The organism is Nocardioides sp. (assembly GCF_034670285.1).
In the GTDB taxonomy this organism is placed as follows: Bacteria; Actinomycetota; Actinomycetes; order Propionibacteriales; family Nocardioidaceae; genus Nocardioides.
In genome coordinates this window covers 1-16,417 of sequence record NZ_JAXMNS010000019.1, presented here as the reverse complement: position 1 = coordinate 16,417, position 16,417 = coordinate 1, and the positions used below count along the sequence as shown (strand labels likewise).

Below are 16,417 nucleotides of genomic sequence, written 5' to 3'. Positions count from 1 at the left end.
GATGTCGCGTCTCAGCCGAGCGCGCGCCCGCTTGCGCAAGCAGCTGCGGCATCGACAGCCACGCTCCCAGCAGCCACCGTCACCACCAGCGACCACGATCTCGACCCCGGACCCCGAGGAGCACTCATGATGCAGATGACCACCTGCTGGTGGGCGGCTCGCCGTCTCGACCGGTACGTCGACGGCGACCCGTCGGCCCGTCTGAGCAGCAGCGAGGAGGCCCGCGTGGCGCGGCACGCCTCGACGTGCCGGCGCTGCGCCCGGGACCTCGCCGAGCGGCGTGAGGTGCGCGACGAGCTGCGCAGCCTCGGGCGACGTCTACCCACCGACCGAGAGGCGCTCGAACGCCTCGACGCGGTCGCCGCCACCCTGCGCAGCACCGGGACGGGGCCCGCATGAGCACCACCGGGACGACTCACCACCCCGTGACCTCCGACGTCGACGACACCACCTGGGCCTCCGACCCGCTCACTCCTCCCGGCGGCGGCGCCTGGGACTTCCTCATCGTCGGCGGCGGTACGGCGGGGCTCGTCGCCGCGCACACCGCAGCCGGGTTCGGCGCCAGCACGCTGCTCGTCGAGCGGGCCCGCACCGGGGGTGACTGCCTGTGGACCGGGTGCGTGCCGAGCAAGGCCCTGCTCGCCGCCGCCCACGTGGTGGGCGAGGCGCGCGCCGCCTCGGCCCTCGGCGTCCACGTCGGCGACATCACCGTCGACTTCGACGAGGTGATGGCTCACGTGCGCTCGACCATCACGGCCATCGAGCCGGTCGACTCCCCCGCTGCCCTGCGCGCCGCCGGCGCCAAGGTCGCCCAGGGCTCGGTGCTCTTCACCGGCCCGCAGTCGGCCACCGTCGACGGCACCCCGATCACCTTCACCCAGGCGCTCGTCGCCACCGGGTCGGAGCCGCTCGTGCCCGGGCTGCCCGGTCTCGCCGACGTCGATCCGCTGACGTCCGACAACGTCTGGGCGCTCACCGAGCTGCCCGAGCGACTGCTCGTGCTCGGCGGCGGACCGATCGGCTGCGAGCTCGGGCAGGCCTTCTCCCGCCTCGGGTCGTCGGTCACGATCGTCGAGGCCGCCGACCGGCTGATCTCTGGCGAGACCCCGCCGGCGTCGGACGCCATCGCGCGTGCCTTCGAGAACGACGGGATCGACGTGCGCACGGGCGTCACGCTCACCTCGATCGAGCCCGATCGCGCCGGCGGCCCGGTCGCGCTCCTCGACGACGGCTCCGAGGTGCCGTTCGACCGGATCCTCGTCTCCGTCGGACGCCGTCCGCGCACCTCCGACCTCGGCCTCGGCGCGGCGGGCGTCGCGCTCCAGCAGTCCGGTCACATCGACGTCGACAACCGGCTGCGCACGTCCAACCCGCGCATCTGGGCGGCCGGTGACCTGACCGGCCACGCCCCCTTCACCCACACCGCCGGCAGCCACGGCAGCCTCGCAGCCAGCAACGCCGTCCTCGGGCTGCGTCGCACGGTGCAGCCCGACCTGGTCCCGCGCGTCACCTACACCTCACCCGAGGTCGCGTCGTTCGGCATCGCCGCCGACTCGCGCCCCGGACTGATCGTGCACACCGTGCCGCACTCCGAGGTCGACCGCGCCCGCGCCGAGGGCCAGGTCCACGGCTACTCGCAGCTCGTGCTGGACGCCAAGGGCAAGGTCGTGGGTGCCTCGATCGTGGGCCCACGCGCCGGGGAGTCCCTCGCCGAAGCACTCCTCGCCGGCCAGCAGGGGCTCAAGGCCCGGGCCGTCGCCGGAGCGATGCACGCCTACCCCACCTGGTCGGACGGCGTCTGGAAGGCCGCGCTCGCCCAGGGTCGCGCCGACCTCGAGTCGACGCCGGTCAAGCAGGTCACGGCCGGGCTGGCGACCGTGCGTCGCGCGTGGCTGAAGCGGCGCACCCACACCGCCTGACCCGCGGGTCCCGTTCGACGACGAGCGGCGTCCTCCTCAGGAGGCGCCGCTCTGCCGCCGCGACCGCACGATCCCGATCACGGTGAGCAGCACCAGCGCACCGATGGCGAGCAGGAACGGCGGCGAGCTCGGCTCCGCGCCGTACGCCCCCACCGCGACGTAGACCGCCGTGCCGGGCACGATGCCGATCGCGGTGGCGAGGGCGTAGGCCGGCAGTCGCACCGAGGTGAGGCCGAAGGCGTAGTTGGCGGTGGTGAACGGGATCAGCGGCACCAGCCGGGCGAGCAGCACGGCGCCGAACTCGAACTCGCTCACTCGAGCGTCGAGCGCGCGCACCCGCTCGTTGCTGACACCCTGCACCGCCGCGCGGCCCAGCGAGCGGCTGATCAGGAAGGCGACCACCGCCCCGATGATCGCGGCGACGAGCACCGAGGCGAGCGCGACGAAGAAGCCCAGCAGCGCGCCGCCGACGATCGTGAGCAGACCGCTCGGACCGACCGGCAGCAGCGAGGCGACGATGTAGAGCCCGATGAAGGCCGGGATGGCGACCGGGCCGAGGCCGTCGAGCAGCGACTGGAGCTCGTCCTTGGTCGGCAGCCCGACGGACAGCTGGATCACGATCGCTGCCACGATGAGGGCGAGGAAGACGCCTGCCTTGATGTACGTCGCGCGGGTCACGAGGCCTCCTCGGCCGGTTGGGGAAAGACGGTGCAGCGCTTCGGAGGCAGCTCGAGACAGACGGAGTCGCCGACCGCGAGGCGGGTGCCCAACGGCACCCGGACGCGCAGTGACTGCCCGTCGGTCAGCGCCGCCTCGACGAGCACGTCGGAGCCGGCGAACCGGGTCGTGGTGACCCGACCGCCCACGGCGTGCGGCTCCGACGTGGCCGACAGGACCAGGGCCTCGGGCCGTACGACGAGGATGCTCTCGCCGTCGCGCGCCGTGGTGGGCACGGTGAGCGCACCGTCGGCCGTGCGGAACGAGCCGGCCGAGACCGTGCCCCGCAGCTCGTTGGTGACACCGAAGAACCGGGCGGCCGCCAGCGACGGCGGATCGAGGTAGAAGGCCTCCGGAGCGGCGACGCCCTCGAGTCGGCCGTCGAGCATCAGCGCCACGCGGTCGGCCAGCTCGACGGCCTCCTCCTGGTCGTGGGTCACGAACAGCGTCGTCAGGTCGAACTCGTCGTGGAGCTCGCGCACCAGGCGGCGCATCTCGCCGCGCAGGTCGGCGTCGAGCTGGGAGAACGGCTCGTCGAGCAGCAGCACCCGCGGGCGCAGCACGAGCGCACGGGCCAGGGACACCCGCTGCTCCTGGCCTCCGGAGAGCTCTCCGACCCGGCGCGACCCGAGCCCGCCGAGGCGCACCCGCTCGAGCATCTCGGCGACCTGGCGCGCGACCGCTGCCTTGCCGGGTCGTGATCCGCGAGCGCCGCGCGACCCGTCGGGCGCACGTCGTGCGCGCAGGCCGTAGGCGACGTTCTGCTCGATCGTGAGGTGGGGGAAGAGCAGCGGCTTCTGGAAGACCAACGAGACCGGACGACGCTCGGCGGGCTGGCCGAGCAACGAGGCTCCGTCGAGCAGCACGTCTCCGTCGCTCGGCGCGAGGAGCCCCGCCACCATCGACAAGGTGGTGCTCTTGCCGCAGCCGGAGGGGCCGAGGAGTGCAGTGAACGAGCCCGGCTCGAGGGTGAGGTCGAGCGACTCGATGGCGCTGACGTCGCCGAAGCGAGCCGCGAGGCCGCGGAGCTCGAGGCGGCTCGCCTGGGTGGTCGGGTCAGCCACGGGCCAGCCCCGTCCAGGCCTGCTCACGGCCGCGCAACCGGCCGGCCACGGCCAGCACGATCAGCACCGGCGGTGCGACGACCAGCAGCCCGAGAGCCGCGGCGGCGGTGCGGTCGGACGAGCCGATCGCCGAGAAGAGCAGCAGGGGCAGGGTGGTCACCTGACCACCTCCGATCAGCAGGGTGAGGATGTACTCGCTCCAGGAGATGAGGAAGGTCAGCAGCGCGGTGGTCACCAGCGCCGGCCGCAGGAGCGGGAGGGTCACGGTCAGGAAGGTGCGCGTCGGTCCGGCGCCGAGCGAGCGTGCCTGGCGCTCGTAGTCGAGGTCGAGGTTGGCGTACGCCGCCCCGAGCAGGGTCGCGGCGTACGGCACCGTCGGCATCAGCTGCACGAGCACCACCCCGACGGCGGTGTCGGAGAGGCCGTAGCGCACGAAGAAGACCTGGATGCCGAGGGTGACCGCGAGCCCGGGCACGATCACCGGGGCCAGCAGCAGGAACTGCACCAGCCGCCGTCCACGGAAGCGATGAAGCCCGATCGCCCGACCGGCCGACAGGCCGATCGCGCACGCCAGCACCGCCACCGACACGGCGATCGTGAGCGACGTCAGGGTGGCCGCGACCACCTCGCCGTCCAGCACGAGGTCGAGGCCGCGACGCGTCAGCCGGCCGGGCACGACGTCGGGGTAGCGCCACGAGCCCGCGACCGCCCAGCCCAGCAGCGGCACGAGCGGCAGCAGCAGGGCAGCGACGACCGCGCCGACGAGCACCCGCCCCCTCACAGGGCTCTCCTCGTCAGTCGCGAGACCAGCACCAGGTAGGCCGCGACGAGCGTCAGGCTCAGCACCGCGAGGATCGTCGCGACCGCCATCGCCTGCGGGCGCACGAGCAGGTCGGTGTCGTTGAAGCGCTGGAGCGCCACCACCGGCAGCGTCGCCGGAAAGCTCTGCCCGAGCAGGCGCGGCACCTCGTACGACGCCGCAGCGAATGACGCGACCAGCACCGAGCCGGCCGCCACGGCCGGGGCGATCATCGGCAGGGTCACGGTGCGCAGTCGGCGCCACGGGCCGGCGCCGAGCGTGCGGGCGGCGCCCTCGAGATCACGCACGGCCGGGGTCAGGGAGGCCAGCGCGACGACGGCGATGAAGGGCGCCTCCTTCCACGTGTACTCCGCGATGATCCCCCAGCCGAAGGCGTCGTTGGTCAGCACGGGGAAGTCCTGCGCGGAGTCGACGAGCCCCACGCTCGCGGCGAGCCGGGAGACCAGTCCGGACGGCGACAGCAGCAGCCCGATGCAGAGCGCGCCGACCAGGTGGGGCACCGCCAGGGTGCTCTGGAGCAGGGTCGTGAGCGGGCCCCGTGCGTAGCGTCGTACGAGCAGGGCGAGGGCGACGCCGAGCACGGTCGCGAGAGCCGTCGAGAGCACCACGACTCGCAGGGTCAGGACCAGCGAGGCCCGGAAGGCCGGGTCGGCGAACGTCGCCCGGTAGGCGTCGAGGGACCAGTCGGTCTCGCCGAGGAACGGTTGTCGGCCCAGGCTCTGGAGCAGGGCCTGACCGACGCCGCCGACGAAGAAGACGCCGACGACGAGCAGCGCGGGTGAGAGGAGCAACCAGACGCGCACCCGTGGGGGCACCCGCTGGGCCCCCACGGTGAGCAGCGACATCCGGGAGACCCCTACTTCTGCTGGACCTCGGCGACCCAGCCGTCCTCGATCGCGCTGATGTAGTCACCGGCGAGCTCGGGCTGGGCGTCGGCGAGGAGCGCGTCGAGGGGCAGCACCGACTCGCTGACGGTCACGGCCGCGAAGGCGTCCTGCACGTCCTGCGGAGTGGTGGCGACGTCGATCGCGGGGTAGATGCCGTTGGCCTCGAAGAGCGCGAGCTGCACCGCGGGCTCCTGGAGCACGTTGGCCAGGACCAGCGCGGCTGCCTGGTGCTCGGCGTTCGCCGGAATCGTCAGGAAGCTGACGTTGGAGATGTTGCCGATGTCGAGCACGGCCTCACGGGTCGTGTCGGGGTAGAGCCCGTCGGCGACCTTGGGGCCGACCGCGCCGGGCCCGTAGGTGAAGAAGGCGCTGATCTCGCCGTCGGCGTAGAGCTTCTCGACGTCGTCCTGGCTCTGCGGGTAGGTGTCGCCACCGCGCCACAGGCTCGACTCGATCGCGTTGAGGCGCTCGAAGGTCTGCGTCGTGGCATCGGTGAAGGCGTCCGAGGCGGTGTCGGGCTCGCCCTCGAGCAGCGCGTCGGGGCCACCGATGGTGTCGTAGAGCATCGTGCGCACGGCCATCGAGCCGAAGAAGTCCGGCGGGGCCGGGTAGGTGAACCGGCCGGGGTTGCTCTCGGCCCAGGCGAAGAGTGCGTCGAGGCTCTCGACGTCGGCGTCGTCCAGCTCGGCGGAGTCGTAGACCAGCGCCGAGTTGGCCTGCTGCCAGGCGGCCTCGCAGCCGTTGACCGGGGTGCCGAAGTCGGTGGCCACCTCGGGGGCGTCGAGGTCGACGTACTGGGCGTTGGGGAGGTCCTCGGACCAGCCGCAGCGCCACAGGTCGGCCTGCACGCCGGTGGCGAAGTTCTCGCCGTTGATCCAGATCGCGTCGACCGAGCCGCCCGACTCGCGGCCGGCCTGCTTCTCGCCGAGCACCTTGTTGACGGCCTCGGCGGTGTCGTCGATGCGCACCTGGTTGAGCGTCACGCCGAGGTCGGCCAGGCGCGGCGCGACCACGTCGTCGACGAAGGTGTTGAGGAGGTCGTCGCCGCCGTACATGTACCAGTTGACGCTCTGGCCGTCGGCCTCGGCGAGGACGGCGTCCCAATCTGCGGCGGCCGCGGTGACGGCGCCGCCGTCACTGCCCGCGTCGTCGCTGCCGCACGCGGTCAGGGAGAGGGCGGTCACGAGACCGGTCAGGAGCCCAGCCGCGCGGAAGCGGTGGCTGAGGCGGGTCGGGCGGGTCATCGGTGCTCCTCGGTGGGGCTGCTGGAAGTGGTGCTGGGTGGGTGTTCGGCGCCGCGCAGCAGATGGATCCCGAGGGCGATCCGTTGCAGGGCGGTGATCGCGACCGCGGCGGCGAAGAGCCACGCGATCACGGCGAGGTGCTGAGGCATCAGGCAGATGAGCGCGTAGACGACGACGGTCTCGGTGCCCTCGGCGATCCCGCCGACGAACAGCAACGAGCGTCCGTCGGCCAGCTGGTCGCGGTCGGCGCGGCTCGCCTCGCCCCGGCGCTCGAGCACCGACGACAGGGCGAGGAACGCCGTACCGGACAGGTAGTAGGTGCCGAGGAGCACGATCAGGGCGACCCGGGCGTCGGGCTCGGCGAACGCCGCAGCGACCACGAACCCGCCGTAGATGCTGAAGTCGGCGACGATGTCGAGGAAGCCGCCGAGGTCGGTCGAGCCCGTACGGCGGGCGAGCGGGCCGTCGAGCCCGTCGAGCACGCGGTTGAGCAGCCAAGCGACCAGGGCGAGGTGCCAGTGGCTGGTGGCGACCAAGACGCAGGCGGCGACGCCGACGACCCAACCGGCGACGGTGAGCGTCGTGGCCCGGAAGCCCAGGCGCGCCAGGCCCGCCGCTGCGGCGTCGAGGGTCGGCTCGAGGGCGCGGCGTACGGGCGCGTCGAGCATATGGCGTCCTCGCGGGTCAGTGGGTCGGCGACGTGATCGGTCACGTGTCGATCACGGGTGGTCGGTGGGGAAACACGGTGACCCGAGATCATCCTTCCCGGGTCTTCGCGTGCCGATCCGGGCGGGACGCAGACTACGAGGTCGACGACTCCAGCGCTCGCGCCGTCCGTCGGCGCGTCCACGGCGACGGCTGCCCCTGGAGCCACCACTGCATCGTGCGCGTGATCCAGGGCAGCGCGACGTAGGTCATGATCGGCGTCATCACGAGCACCGTGGCCAGCACCCGCAGCGGCAGCACGACGCCGTCCAGCAGCTGGTTGGCCATCCAGTTGGCGACGATGCTGAGCGGGAAGAACACGAGGAAGATCGTGCAGGCCTGCTTCCAGCGCGGCGGCGGCTTGGGCGTCGCGGCCGGGGCGTTGCCCTCGACGACGAGCGTCGACTGCGGCACGTCGAACCAGCCCTCGATGCCGGTGCGCTTCTCGACCCTCGCCTCGACCACGCCCAGCCCGGAGGCCGACGCGCGCCACCACGCGCGCTGCGAGGACTGCTCCCACTGCTGCAGGGAGTCGTGGTCGGCGAAGCGGTAGAGCATGTGCCACTCGGTGGAGTCGGACTCCGGGCGCACCCAGCCCGCCCCCAGGAACCCGGGGAACCGCTCGGCGAGGTGGATGCCGGCGTTGAGCCAGCTCATCATCTCGGCCTCGTGGCCGACCTCGAGCTGGCGGGTGATCGCGACGGTGACGGGCTCGGGCATGGGGCCATCTTCACGCCCGGACGCCGTACGACCCAGCCCGCGGCGGGTGATCCTGCCCCGATGTGGCTGGTGTCACCCGGGTCGCGATGTCAGAGGATGGCGCCAGGCGAGTACGCCGCAGCGACCGGGTGTCGCTCGGCGAGGTCGGCCACGGCACGGCAGACCGCCTGGGTCTGGGCGACGGCGGCACCGGTGAAGGCGATCGGCGCGGCGACGAGGTCGGCGAGCTGGGCCTCGGTGAGACCGAGGCGCTCGTCGGCGGCGAGCTTGGCGAAGACGTCGTTGGTGGCCTGGCCCTGACGCATCGCCAGCGCGGTGCCGACGGCGGCCTCCTTGATCGCCTCGTGGGCACTCTCGCGGCCGACGCCGTTGCGCACCGCACTCATCAGCACCTTGGTGGTGGCCAGGTAGGGCAGGTAGCGGTCGAGCTCACGCTGAATGACGGCCGGGAAGGCGCCGAACTCGTCGAGCACCGTCAGAAAGGTCTGGAACAGCCCGTCGGCGGCGAAGAACGCGTCGGGCAGCGCGACCCGTCGTACGACGGAGCAGGAGACGTCGCCCTCGTTCCACTGGTCGCCGGCGAGCTCGCCGATCATCGACAGGTAGCCGCGGGTGACGACCGCGAGGCCGTTGACCCGCTCGCAGGAGCGGGTGTTCATCTTGTGCGGCATCGCCGAGGAGCCGACCTGGCCCTCCTTGAAGCCCTCGGTGACGATCTCGTTGCCGGCCATCAGCCGGATCGTCGTCGCGAGGTTGGACGGCGCGGCCACGAGCTGGACGACGGCGGAGAGCACGTCGAAGTCGAGGCTGCGGGGGTAGACCTGGCCGACGCTGGTGAGCACGCGCTCGAAGCCGAGGTGGGAGGCGACGCGCTGCTCGAGGTCGGCGAGCTTGGACTCGTCGCCGTCGAGGAGGTCGAGCATGTCCTGGGCGGTGCCCATCGGGCCCTTGATGCCGCGCAGCGGGTAGCGCGCGAGCAGCTGCTCGATGCGCTCGACGCCGATCATCAGCTCATCGGCAGCCGAGGCGAAGCGCTTGCCGAGGGTGGTGGCCTGCGCGGCGACGTTGTGGGAGCGCCCGGCCATCACGGTGGCCTCGTGCTCGGCGGCGAGGCGCGCGAGACGGGTCAGGGTGGCGATCGCGCGGTCGCGGAGCAGCTCGAGGGAGGCCTTGAGCTGCAGCTGCTCGACGTTCTCGGTGAGGTCGCGGCTCGTCATCCCCTTGTGGATGTGCTCGTGCCCGGCGAGCGCGCAGAACTCCTCGATGCGCGCCTTCACGTCGTGGCGGGTGATCCGCTCGCGCGCGGCGATCGAGGCGAGGTCGACTCCCTTCTCCCCGAGGTCGACGACGCCCTGGTAGGCCTCGACGACGCCCTCGGGCACGTCGATGCCGAGGTCGCGCTGAGCCTTGATGACCGCGATCCACAGCTGACGCTCCAGCACGATCTTGTGCTCGGGCGACCAGATCTGGGCGAGATCGGCGCCGGCGTAGCGGGTGGCGAGGACGTTCGGGACGGTGGGTGCGGTCACGGGCGCCATTGTCCCGCGAGAGATAGTCCCTGACGAAATGGCCCCGGATCGTGGGCGTGAGGGGCCACTTCGTCCGGGACTACGTGCTCTACGGCGACCCCTAGGTCGGGACGATCACGTCGAGGTCCAGCCGTACGACGCCGTGGTCGCCGACGACGACCTCGCCCATCGTGGTGTGCTCGTCGAGGCGGAGCAACGTGTCCCACTCGCCGTCGGCGTTGCCGAGCACCTCGATGACCCGCGCTTCAGGGTCGACGACCCAGTACTGACCGGCGCCGCCCTCGGCGTACTCCGCAGACTTGCGGACGAGGTCCTCCAGGCGGGTGCTGGGCGAGAGCACCTTGACGACCAGCACCGGGGCGTCGGTCACCCACGTCTTGTCGGGCCGACGCTCGACGACCATCAGGTCCGGGGCTCGAAGACGGTTGCGCGGCAGGGCCAGGCCCACCTCGCCCACCACGATCAGGTGTGAGAGCCCCACGCTGAGCGCCTGGCCGAGCGCGACCGTGGCGATGCCGTGCGCCGCCGCCACCGGCGGCGTCACGACGACCTCGCCGTCGACGTACTCCGCCTTGGGCTTCTCGGGAAGCCGGAGATACTCCTCCCACGACATGCGCAGCCGTTGAAGTGGTGCGTCCGGCTCCCACTGCTGCTTGATGGACATCGGCTCCCCTGCGGTGGTGGACACATCGCCTTCCTTCCCATGGTGACGCTCGAGCAGCATCAAGGGAAGGCTGGCACCGATCGCCTGGGTGCGCTGAGCTCTCTCCACAGGGTTCGGGCCTAGTGGTGCGGGCGAGGCACCCAGACGTCCCACGGCGCCCACCAACGCTCGTCGCGATCGAGCAGGTCGGTCACGTCGGCGGCGGAGTCGGACTCGACTCGCACCGGGTGTTCGAGCCAGACCCGCCCACCCCAGACCTCACGCTTCGTGATCACCTGACCAGTCCCGAAGATCGTCATGGGGCGATCATGTCGGGCCAGGATCGAGCCGCTTGACGGAATAGTCCCTGACGAAATGGCCCCGAATCGTGGGCGCGAGGGGCCACTTCGTCCGGGCCTATCGCGGGCTCAGAGTCCGGCAGCGATGTCGGAGCGCGACTGCGCCCCGTCGAACGAGACCGCGGCGACGCCGTCGTACGCCGACGCACGCGCGGCGCCGATCTCGGTGCCGGTGGCGATCACCGCGAGCACGCGTCCGCCGGCGGTGACCAGGTCGCCGCCTGCAAGCGAGGTGCCGGCGTGGATGACGTGCACGTCGGGCAGCGCCTCGGCGGCGTCGATCCCGGTGATCACGTCACCGGAGGACGACGACTCGGGGTAGCCGGCGCTGGCCATGACGACGGCGACCGCAGCGCCCGACTTCCACACCGGGGGCGCGACGTCGGCGAGCGTGCCGGTGGCGGCCCCGAGCAGCAGAGCCGAGAGCGGGGAGTCGAGCAGCGCCATCAGCGGCTGCGTCTCGGGGTCGCCGAAGCGGGCGTTGAACTCGATGACGCGGGTGCCGCGTGAGGTGAGCGCGAGGCCGGCGTAGAGCAGCCCGGCGAAGGGGGTGCCGCGGCGCGCCATCTCGTCGACGGTCGGCTGGAGGACGTCGCGCAGCACCTCGTCGACCAGACCCTCGGGCGCCCACGGCAGCGGCGTGTAGGCGCCCATGCCGCCCGTGTTGGGGCCGGCGTCGCCGTCGAAGATCCGCTTGAAGTCCTGCGCAGGCTGGAGCGGGTAGACGGTCACGCCGTCGGTGAGCGCGAAGAGCGAGACCTCGGGACCGTCGAGGAACTCCTCGATCACCACCCGCTCGCAGGCGGTCGCGTGGGCCAACGCCTCGGCACGATCGTCGGTCACCACGACGCCCTTGCCGGCGGCGAGCCCGTCGTCCTTGACGACGTACGTCGGGCCGAACTCGTCGAGGGCGGCCGCGGCCTCCTCGGGCGTGGTGCAGGTGAAGGAGCGCGCGGTCGGCACGCCGGCGGCGTCCATGACGTCCTTCGCGAACGTCTTCGACCCCTCGAGCTGGGCGGCAGCGGCGCTCGGGCCGAAGACCGCGATGCCGCGGGCGGCGACCACGTCGGCGACCCCGGCGACCAGCGGCGCCTCGGGTCCGACGACGACCAGACCCACGCCGAGACGCTCGGCGAGGTCGGCCACGGCCTCACCGTCGAGCGGGTCGACGGCGTGCAGGGTGGCGACCGCCGCGATGCCGGGGTTGCCCGGAGCGGCGTGCACCTCGCTCACCGCGGGGTCGAGGGACAGCGCACGCGCCAGGGCGTGCTCGCGCCCGCCGGTACCGATCACGAGGGTCTTCACGGGCGTTGATCCTACGGAGTGGCGCGCGCGCAGGAATCCCCGGATATCAGGGAGTCCCTGACGTTCTCAGGGAGAACTTCCCCTGAGAACGTCAGGAGTACCCGGATCACCGGGGATTCCGACAGCCGTCAGAGCAGCTCGTGGCGCACGATCGTCGCCGCGCGCGAGGGGCCGACGCCGATGACCGAGATCCGCGAGCCCGAGATCTTCTCCACGGCCTCGACGTAGGACCGCGCGTTGGCGGGCAGCTCGTCGAAGGTGCGGCACTCGGAGATGTCCTCGGTCCAGCCGGGGAAGTACTCCAGGATCGGCACGGCGTGGTGGAAGTCGGACTGGTTGACCGGCATCTCGTCGTGGCGCACGCCCTTGACGTCGTAGGCCACGCAGACCGGGATCTGCTCGAGCCCGGTCAGCACGTCGAGCTTGGTGAGCACGAAGTCGGTCACTCCGTTGACGCGCGCGGCGTAGCGGGCGATCACGGCGTCGTACCAGCCGCAACGACGCGGGCGGCCGGTCGTCGTGCCGAACTCGGCACCGACGGTGCGCAGGTGCTCGCCGGACTCGTCGAACAGCTCGGTCGGGAACGGACCCTCGCCGACGCGGGTCGTGTAGGCCTTGACGATGCCGATGACCTGGTCGAGGCGCATCGGCGGGATGCCGGAGCCGGTGCAGGCGCCGGCGGAGGTGGCCGAGGACGACGTCACGAACGGGTAGGTGCCGTGGTCGACGTCGAGCAGCGTGGCCTGGCCGGCCTCGAGCAGCACGATGTCGCCGTTGTCGAGCGCCTGGTTGAGGTAGAGCCCGGTGTCGCAGACCATCGGGCGCAGCCGCTCGGCGTGGGTGAGCAGCTCGGCGACGATCTCCTCGACCTCGGCTGCGCGGCGGTTGTAGACCTTGGTGAGGACCTGGTTCTTCAGCTCGAGGGCGCCGGTGACCTTGGCGGTGAGGATCTTCTCGTCGAAGAGGTCCTGGATGCGGATGCCGATGCGGTTCATCTTGTCGGCGTACGTCGGGCCGATGCCGCGCCCGGTCGTGCCGAGGCGGCGCGAGCCGAGGAAACGCTCGGTGACCTTGTCGAGCGCCCGATTGTAGCTGGCGATCACGTGGGCGTTGGCGCTGATCTTGAGCTTGCTCGTGTCGACGCCGCGGGCCTCGAGGCCGTCGATCTCCTCGAAGAGGACGTCGATGTCGACCACGACGCCGTTGCCGATGACGGGCGTGCAGTTGGGGCTCAGGATGCCGCTGGGCAGCAGGTGCAGCGCGTACTTCTCGCTGGTGCCGTCGGGCTGCCCGATGACGACGGTGTGACCGGCGTTGTTGCCGCCGTTGAACTTCACGACGTGGTCGACGCGGCTACCGAGCAGGTCGGTCGCCTTGCCCTTGCCCTCGTCGCCCCACTGGGCTCCGATGATCGCGATGGCCGGCATGGTCACTCCCTGTCCGTTGCTGCGTCGTTCGCTGTCGCTGGTCTGCCCGAGACTCGCGCCGGACCCCCAGACATGCAAAGACCCCGGCACAACAGCACCGGGGCTCTTGCGACCCCACGCTACCAACTTCGGCACGGCGGCGCCGAACCGTCGCGATCCGTCGAGACCATCGGCCGGGACGACGGCTAAGGTCACCGCATGTCCGAACCCCTCCTCGTCATCACCAACAAGGGCGCCGGCACCGCCGACGAGGAAACCCTCGACCTCGCCCTGGCGGTGCTGCGCGAACGCGCCTCGGTCGAGGTGCAGGCGACCGGCGACCCCGGCGAGCTGGACGGCGTCCTGCACCGCGCCGGTTCGCGACGCATCGTCGTGGCCGGCGGTGACGGCAGCCTGCACGCCGTCGTCTCGGCGCTCCACCGCCGCAACGAGCTCGAGGGCAGCGTCCTCGGGCTCCTTCCCCTCGGCACCGGCAACGACTTCGCCCGCGGGACCGGCATCCCCCTCGACGTCGAGGACGCCGCCCGGGTGCTGCTCGACGGCGCCCCGCAGCCGATGGACCTGCTCGTCGACGAGGTCGGCGAGATCGTGGTGAACGGCGTGCACGTCGGCGCGGGCGCGGCGGCGAGCCGTCGTTCGCACCGGTGGAAGGAGCGACTCGGCTCGGTCGGAGTCAAGGGCGTCAACCTCGGCAAGCTCGGCTACCCGATCGGCGCCGCGATCACTGCTTGGAACCCGCCCGTCGTACGGCTGCGTGTCGAGGTCGACGGCCAGGTCGTCTCCGACTTCGACACCCCGGTGCTCCAGGTCGCCATCGGCAACGGCGCGTCGGTGGGCGGCGGCATGGAGCTGACCCCCGACGCCGATCCGAGCGACGGCCGCGCCGACGTGATGATCTCGCGGGCCACCGGACCGATCTCACGCCTCGTCTACGCCGGCCGGCTCGGCCTCGGCACGCACCCCGAGCACTCCGACGTCATGTGCCTACGGGCCACCCAGGTCACCGTCAGCGGCGAGGAGTTCTGGATCAGCGCGGACGGCGAGATCAGCGGTCCCGAGCGGCACCGTTCGTGGCGTCTGCAGCGGGCGGCGTACTCGCTGGTCCTGCCGATCGACAACTGACTGGCGCTCGCCGATAGCGTGGCCCCGTGGCACGAGGACGAGGAAACGACGCAGAGCAGACCAGCGAGCCGACCGACTGGGTGACCAGGGCGGCCGATGACGCGATCAGGCACGCCGGCGAGGACGCCACGCTCATCACGTGCGCCTCGGGGGCGAGCCCGTCAGGGCCGGTGCACCTCGGCAACCTGCGCGAGTTCCTCACCGTCCACTTCGTGGCCGAGGAGATCCGCCGCCGCGGCCTGCCGGTGCGCCACCTGCACAGCTGGGACGACTACGACCGCTTCCGCAAGGTGCCCGCCGGGGTCGATCCGTCGTGGTCCGACCACATCGGACGCCCGCTGTCGGCCGTGCCCGATCCCGAGGGCTGCCACGTCTCGTGGGCCGAGCACTTCAAGGAGCCGCTGGTCACCTCGCTGCGTGAGATGGGCGTCGAGATGGAGGAGGTCTCGCAGACCGAGATGTACGCCTCCGGCGCCTACCGCGACCAGGTGCTGCACGCGGTCTCGCAGCGACGCGAGATCGAGGCCGTGATGGCGCGCTTCCGCACCAAGGCGCCCGCCACCGAGGCAGATCTCGCGGGCGGCGAGACGGCCGAGGGCGGCCAGGAGCCTGCTGAGGACTCCCTCGAGCGCTTCCCCTTCAAGCCCTACTGCCGCCAGTGCGGGCGCGACACCGTCACCCTGACGTCGTACGACGACGCGACGCACGACCTCGCCTACACGTGCGGGTCCTGCGACTTCGTGGGCAGCACCAACCTCGCGACCCAGAACGAGGGCAAGCTCGTCTGGAAGGTCGACTGGCCGATGCGCTGGGCCTTCGAGAAGGTCGACTTCGAGCCCGGTGGCGACGACCACGCGACGCCCGGGTCGTCGTACACCGTCGGCAAGGAGATCGTGCAGCCGACCTTCGGCTGGCGTGCGCCGTCGTTCGTGGCCTACAAGTTCGTCGGCGTCGCCGGGATGGCGAAGATGTCGTCGTCGCGCGGCGGTGTGCCCACCGCGGCCGACGCGCTGCGGATCCTCGAGGCGCCGATGGTGCGCTGGCTCTACGTGCGTCGCCAGCCCAAGCAGGTGTTCACGATCGATCTCGGTCAGGAGGTCGTGCGCCTGTACGACGAGTGGGACTCGCTCACCCGCAAGGCCGGCGACCCTGCCAAGCGCGACGTCGCGGTGCTCGCCTGGGAGCGGGCCTCCTCGACGGCGTACGCCGGTGTGCTGCCGACGCCGGAGTCGGTGGCGCCGTTCCGCCTGCTCTCGTCGGTGGCCGACGTGACGGCCGGCTCCGCCGAGCTGATCTCGACGACCGTCGGTGCTGCCGGGTTCCCGCACCCGTCGGTCGAGGCCCTCGAGCCGCGCCTGGCCAAGGCGATGGCCTGGATCGCCGACCTCCCGGCCGAGGAGCGGACGACGGTGCGCGAGGCGCCCGCGACCGCCCGCCTGGCCGCGCTGTCGGAGGCCGAGCAGGGCTGGCTGCGCCACCTCCTCGACGCGCTGCCGGCCGAGCTCGAGCTGGACTCGACGACGTCGTTGATCTACGGCGTGCCCAAGCTGGCTCGCGGCCTGGCCCTCGACGATGCGCCGACCGACGAGGTCAAGGCCGACCAGAAGGAGTTCTTCCGGCTGCTCTACGAGCTGCTCGTCGACGCCGAGCGCGGCCCCCGGCTGCCCACCCTGTTCCTCGCCCTGGGCTCGGCCAAGGTGCGCGAGCTGCTCGGCGGCTGAGCGCACACGTGTAACGCACCGTCCGGTCCCCTGGTCGACTCGTCAAACGGTCGACCGGAGGTCCGAACGGTGCGTTGCAAGCCGGTGTGAGCCGACTCAGCCCAGCAGCTCGGTGTACGCCGTGGGGCTGGAGTCGCGCAGGAACTCCGAGCACCGCTCCCACTCGTCGGCCTCACCGATGGTGCGTGCGGCCTTGGCGAGCAGCGACAGGCAGACCAGGAAGCCGCGGTTGCCC

The 16,417-nt window shown here is 71.8% G+C and carries 17 protein-coding genes; 4 read left to right on the top strand and 13 right to left on the bottom strand.

Features of this window, described 5'->3' with window-relative positions:
* Both VOI19_RS02065 and VOI19_RS02060 read left to right on the top strand, forming a co-directional pair.
* On the top strand, nt 1-399 hold a 399-nt coding region (locus VOI19_RS02065; protein WP_323791292.1), incomplete at its 5' end, for a hypothetical protein.
* Nucleotides 396-1,919 carry a dihydrolipoyl dehydrogenase family protein gene (locus VOI19_RS02060; protein WP_323791291.1) on the top strand — a complete coding sequence of 508 codons (1,524 nt, stop codon included), beginning with the start codon at nt 396-398 and terminating at the stop codon, nt 1,917-1,919. The genes VOI19_RS02065 and VOI19_RS02060, both read left to right, overlap by 4 nt.
* Nucleotides 1,920-1,955: 36 nt before the next feature.
* Here VOI19_RS02060 and VOI19_RS02055 read toward each other — a convergent pair whose 3' ends face one another.
* From VOI19_RS02055 to VOI19_RS02000, 12 genes are all read right to left on the bottom strand, one after another.
* Nucleotides 1,956-2,597: a TVP38/TMEM64 family protein gene (locus VOI19_RS02055; protein WP_323791290.1), complete on the bottom strand. Its 642-nt coding sequence runs from the start codon at nt 2,595-2,597 to the stop codon at nt 1,956-1,958.
* Nucleotides 2,594-3,700 carry an ABC transporter ATP-binding protein gene (locus VOI19_RS02050; RefSeq protein WP_323791289.1) on the bottom strand — a complete coding sequence of 369 codons (1,107 nt, stop codon included), beginning with the start codon at nt 3,698-3,700 and terminating at the stop codon, nt 2,594-2,596. Before VOI19_RS02050 ends, VOI19_RS02055 begins: the two co-directional genes overlap by 4 nt.
* Nucleotides 3,693-4,481, bottom strand: a complete 789-nt coding sequence (locus tag VOI19_RS02045; RefSeq protein ID WP_323791288.1) for an ABC transporter permease — start codon at nt 4,479-4,481, stop codon at nt 3,693-3,695. Before VOI19_RS02045 ends, VOI19_RS02050 begins: the two co-directional genes overlap by 8 nt.
* Complete coding sequence (locus tag VOI19_RS02040; RefSeq protein WP_323791287.1) at nt 4,478-5,365, bottom strand: ABC transporter permease; 888 nt, start codon at nt 5,363-5,365, stop codon at nt 4,478-4,480. The genes VOI19_RS02045 and VOI19_RS02040 overlap by 4 nt, the downstream gene beginning before the upstream one ends.
* Nucleotides 5,366-5,376: 11 nt before the next feature.
* Nucleotides 5,377-6,651 carry an ABC transporter substrate-binding protein gene (locus tag VOI19_RS02035; protein ID WP_323791286.1) on the bottom strand — a complete coding sequence of 425 codons (1,275 nt, stop codon included), beginning with the start codon at nt 6,649-6,651 and terminating at the stop codon, nt 5,377-5,379.
* Entirely contained in the window at nt 6,648-7,319 is a 672-nt protein-coding gene (locus VOI19_RS02030) for a CDP-alcohol phosphatidyltransferase family protein (protein WP_323791285.1), read from the bottom strand. The genes VOI19_RS02035 and VOI19_RS02030 overlap by 4 nt, the downstream gene beginning before the upstream one ends.
* Before the next feature lie 133 nt (nt 7,320-7,452).
* The gene (locus VOI19_RS02025) at nt 7,453-8,076 is read right to left on the bottom strand and encodes an antibiotic biosynthesis monooxygenase (protein WP_323791284.1); all 624 of its coding nucleotides are present in this window, start codon (nt 8,074-8,076) and stop codon (nt 7,453-7,455) included.
* A gap of 89 nt (nt 8,077-8,165) precedes the next feature.
* The gene (gene purB / locus VOI19_RS02020; protein ID WP_416366311.1) at nt 8,166-9,605 is read right to left on the bottom strand and encodes an adenylosuccinate lyase; all 1,440 of its coding nucleotides are present in this window, start codon (nt 9,603-9,605) and stop codon (nt 8,166-8,168) included.
* 100 nt (nt 9,606-9,705) lie between these two features.
* Complete coding sequence (locus VOI19_RS02015; RefSeq protein ID WP_323791282.1) at nt 9,706-10,293, bottom strand: Uma2 family endonuclease; 588 nt, start codon at nt 10,291-10,293, stop codon at nt 9,706-9,708.
* Nucleotides 10,294-10,388: 95 nt separating this feature from the next.
* The gene (locus VOI19_RS02010; protein WP_323791281.1) at nt 10,389-10,568 is read right to left on the bottom strand and encodes a hypothetical protein; all 180 of its coding nucleotides are present in this window, start codon (nt 10,566-10,568) and stop codon (nt 10,389-10,391) included.
* 108 nt (nt 10,569-10,676) lie between these two features.
* Nucleotides 10,677-11,912, bottom strand: a complete 1,236-nt coding sequence (gene purD, locus VOI19_RS02005) for a phosphoribosylamine--glycine ligase (protein WP_323791280.1) — start codon at nt 11,910-11,912, stop codon at nt 10,677-10,679.
* A 128-nt stretch (nt 11,913-12,040) separates the two neighbouring features.
* On the bottom strand, nt 12,041-13,339 hold the full coding sequence (locus tag VOI19_RS02000) for an adenylosuccinate synthase (RefSeq protein ID WP_323791279.1): 1,299 nt from the start codon (nt 13,337-13,339) through the stop codon (nt 12,041-12,043).
* Nucleotides 13,340-13,537: 198 nt separating this feature from the next.
* Between VOI19_RS02000 and VOI19_RS01995 the strand changes: the two genes are divergently transcribed.
* Together VOI19_RS01995 and lysS are read left to right on the top strand one after the other, a co-directional pair.
* The gene (locus VOI19_RS01995) at nt 13,538-14,461 is read left to right on the top strand and encodes a diacylglycerol/lipid kinase family protein (protein WP_323791278.1); all 924 of its coding nucleotides are present in this window, start codon (nt 13,538-13,540) and stop codon (nt 14,459-14,461) included.
* A 26-nt stretch (nt 14,462-14,487) separates the two neighbouring features.
* On the top strand, nt 14,488-16,182 hold the full coding sequence (gene lysS, locus VOI19_RS01990; protein ID WP_323791277.1) for a lysine--tRNA ligase: 1,695 nt from the start codon (nt 14,488-14,490) through the stop codon (nt 16,180-16,182).
* A 96-nt stretch (nt 16,183-16,278) separates the two neighbouring features.
* On the opposite strand, the gene VOI19_RS01985 is transcribed toward lysS, so the two are convergent.
* Nucleotides 16,279-16,401, bottom strand: coding sequence for a DUF3151 family protein (locus VOI19_RS01985; RefSeq protein WP_323791293.1), 123 nt, complete (start codon nt 16,399-16,401; stop codon nt 16,279-16,281).
* Nucleotides 16,402-16,417 lie beyond the last annotated feature (16 nt).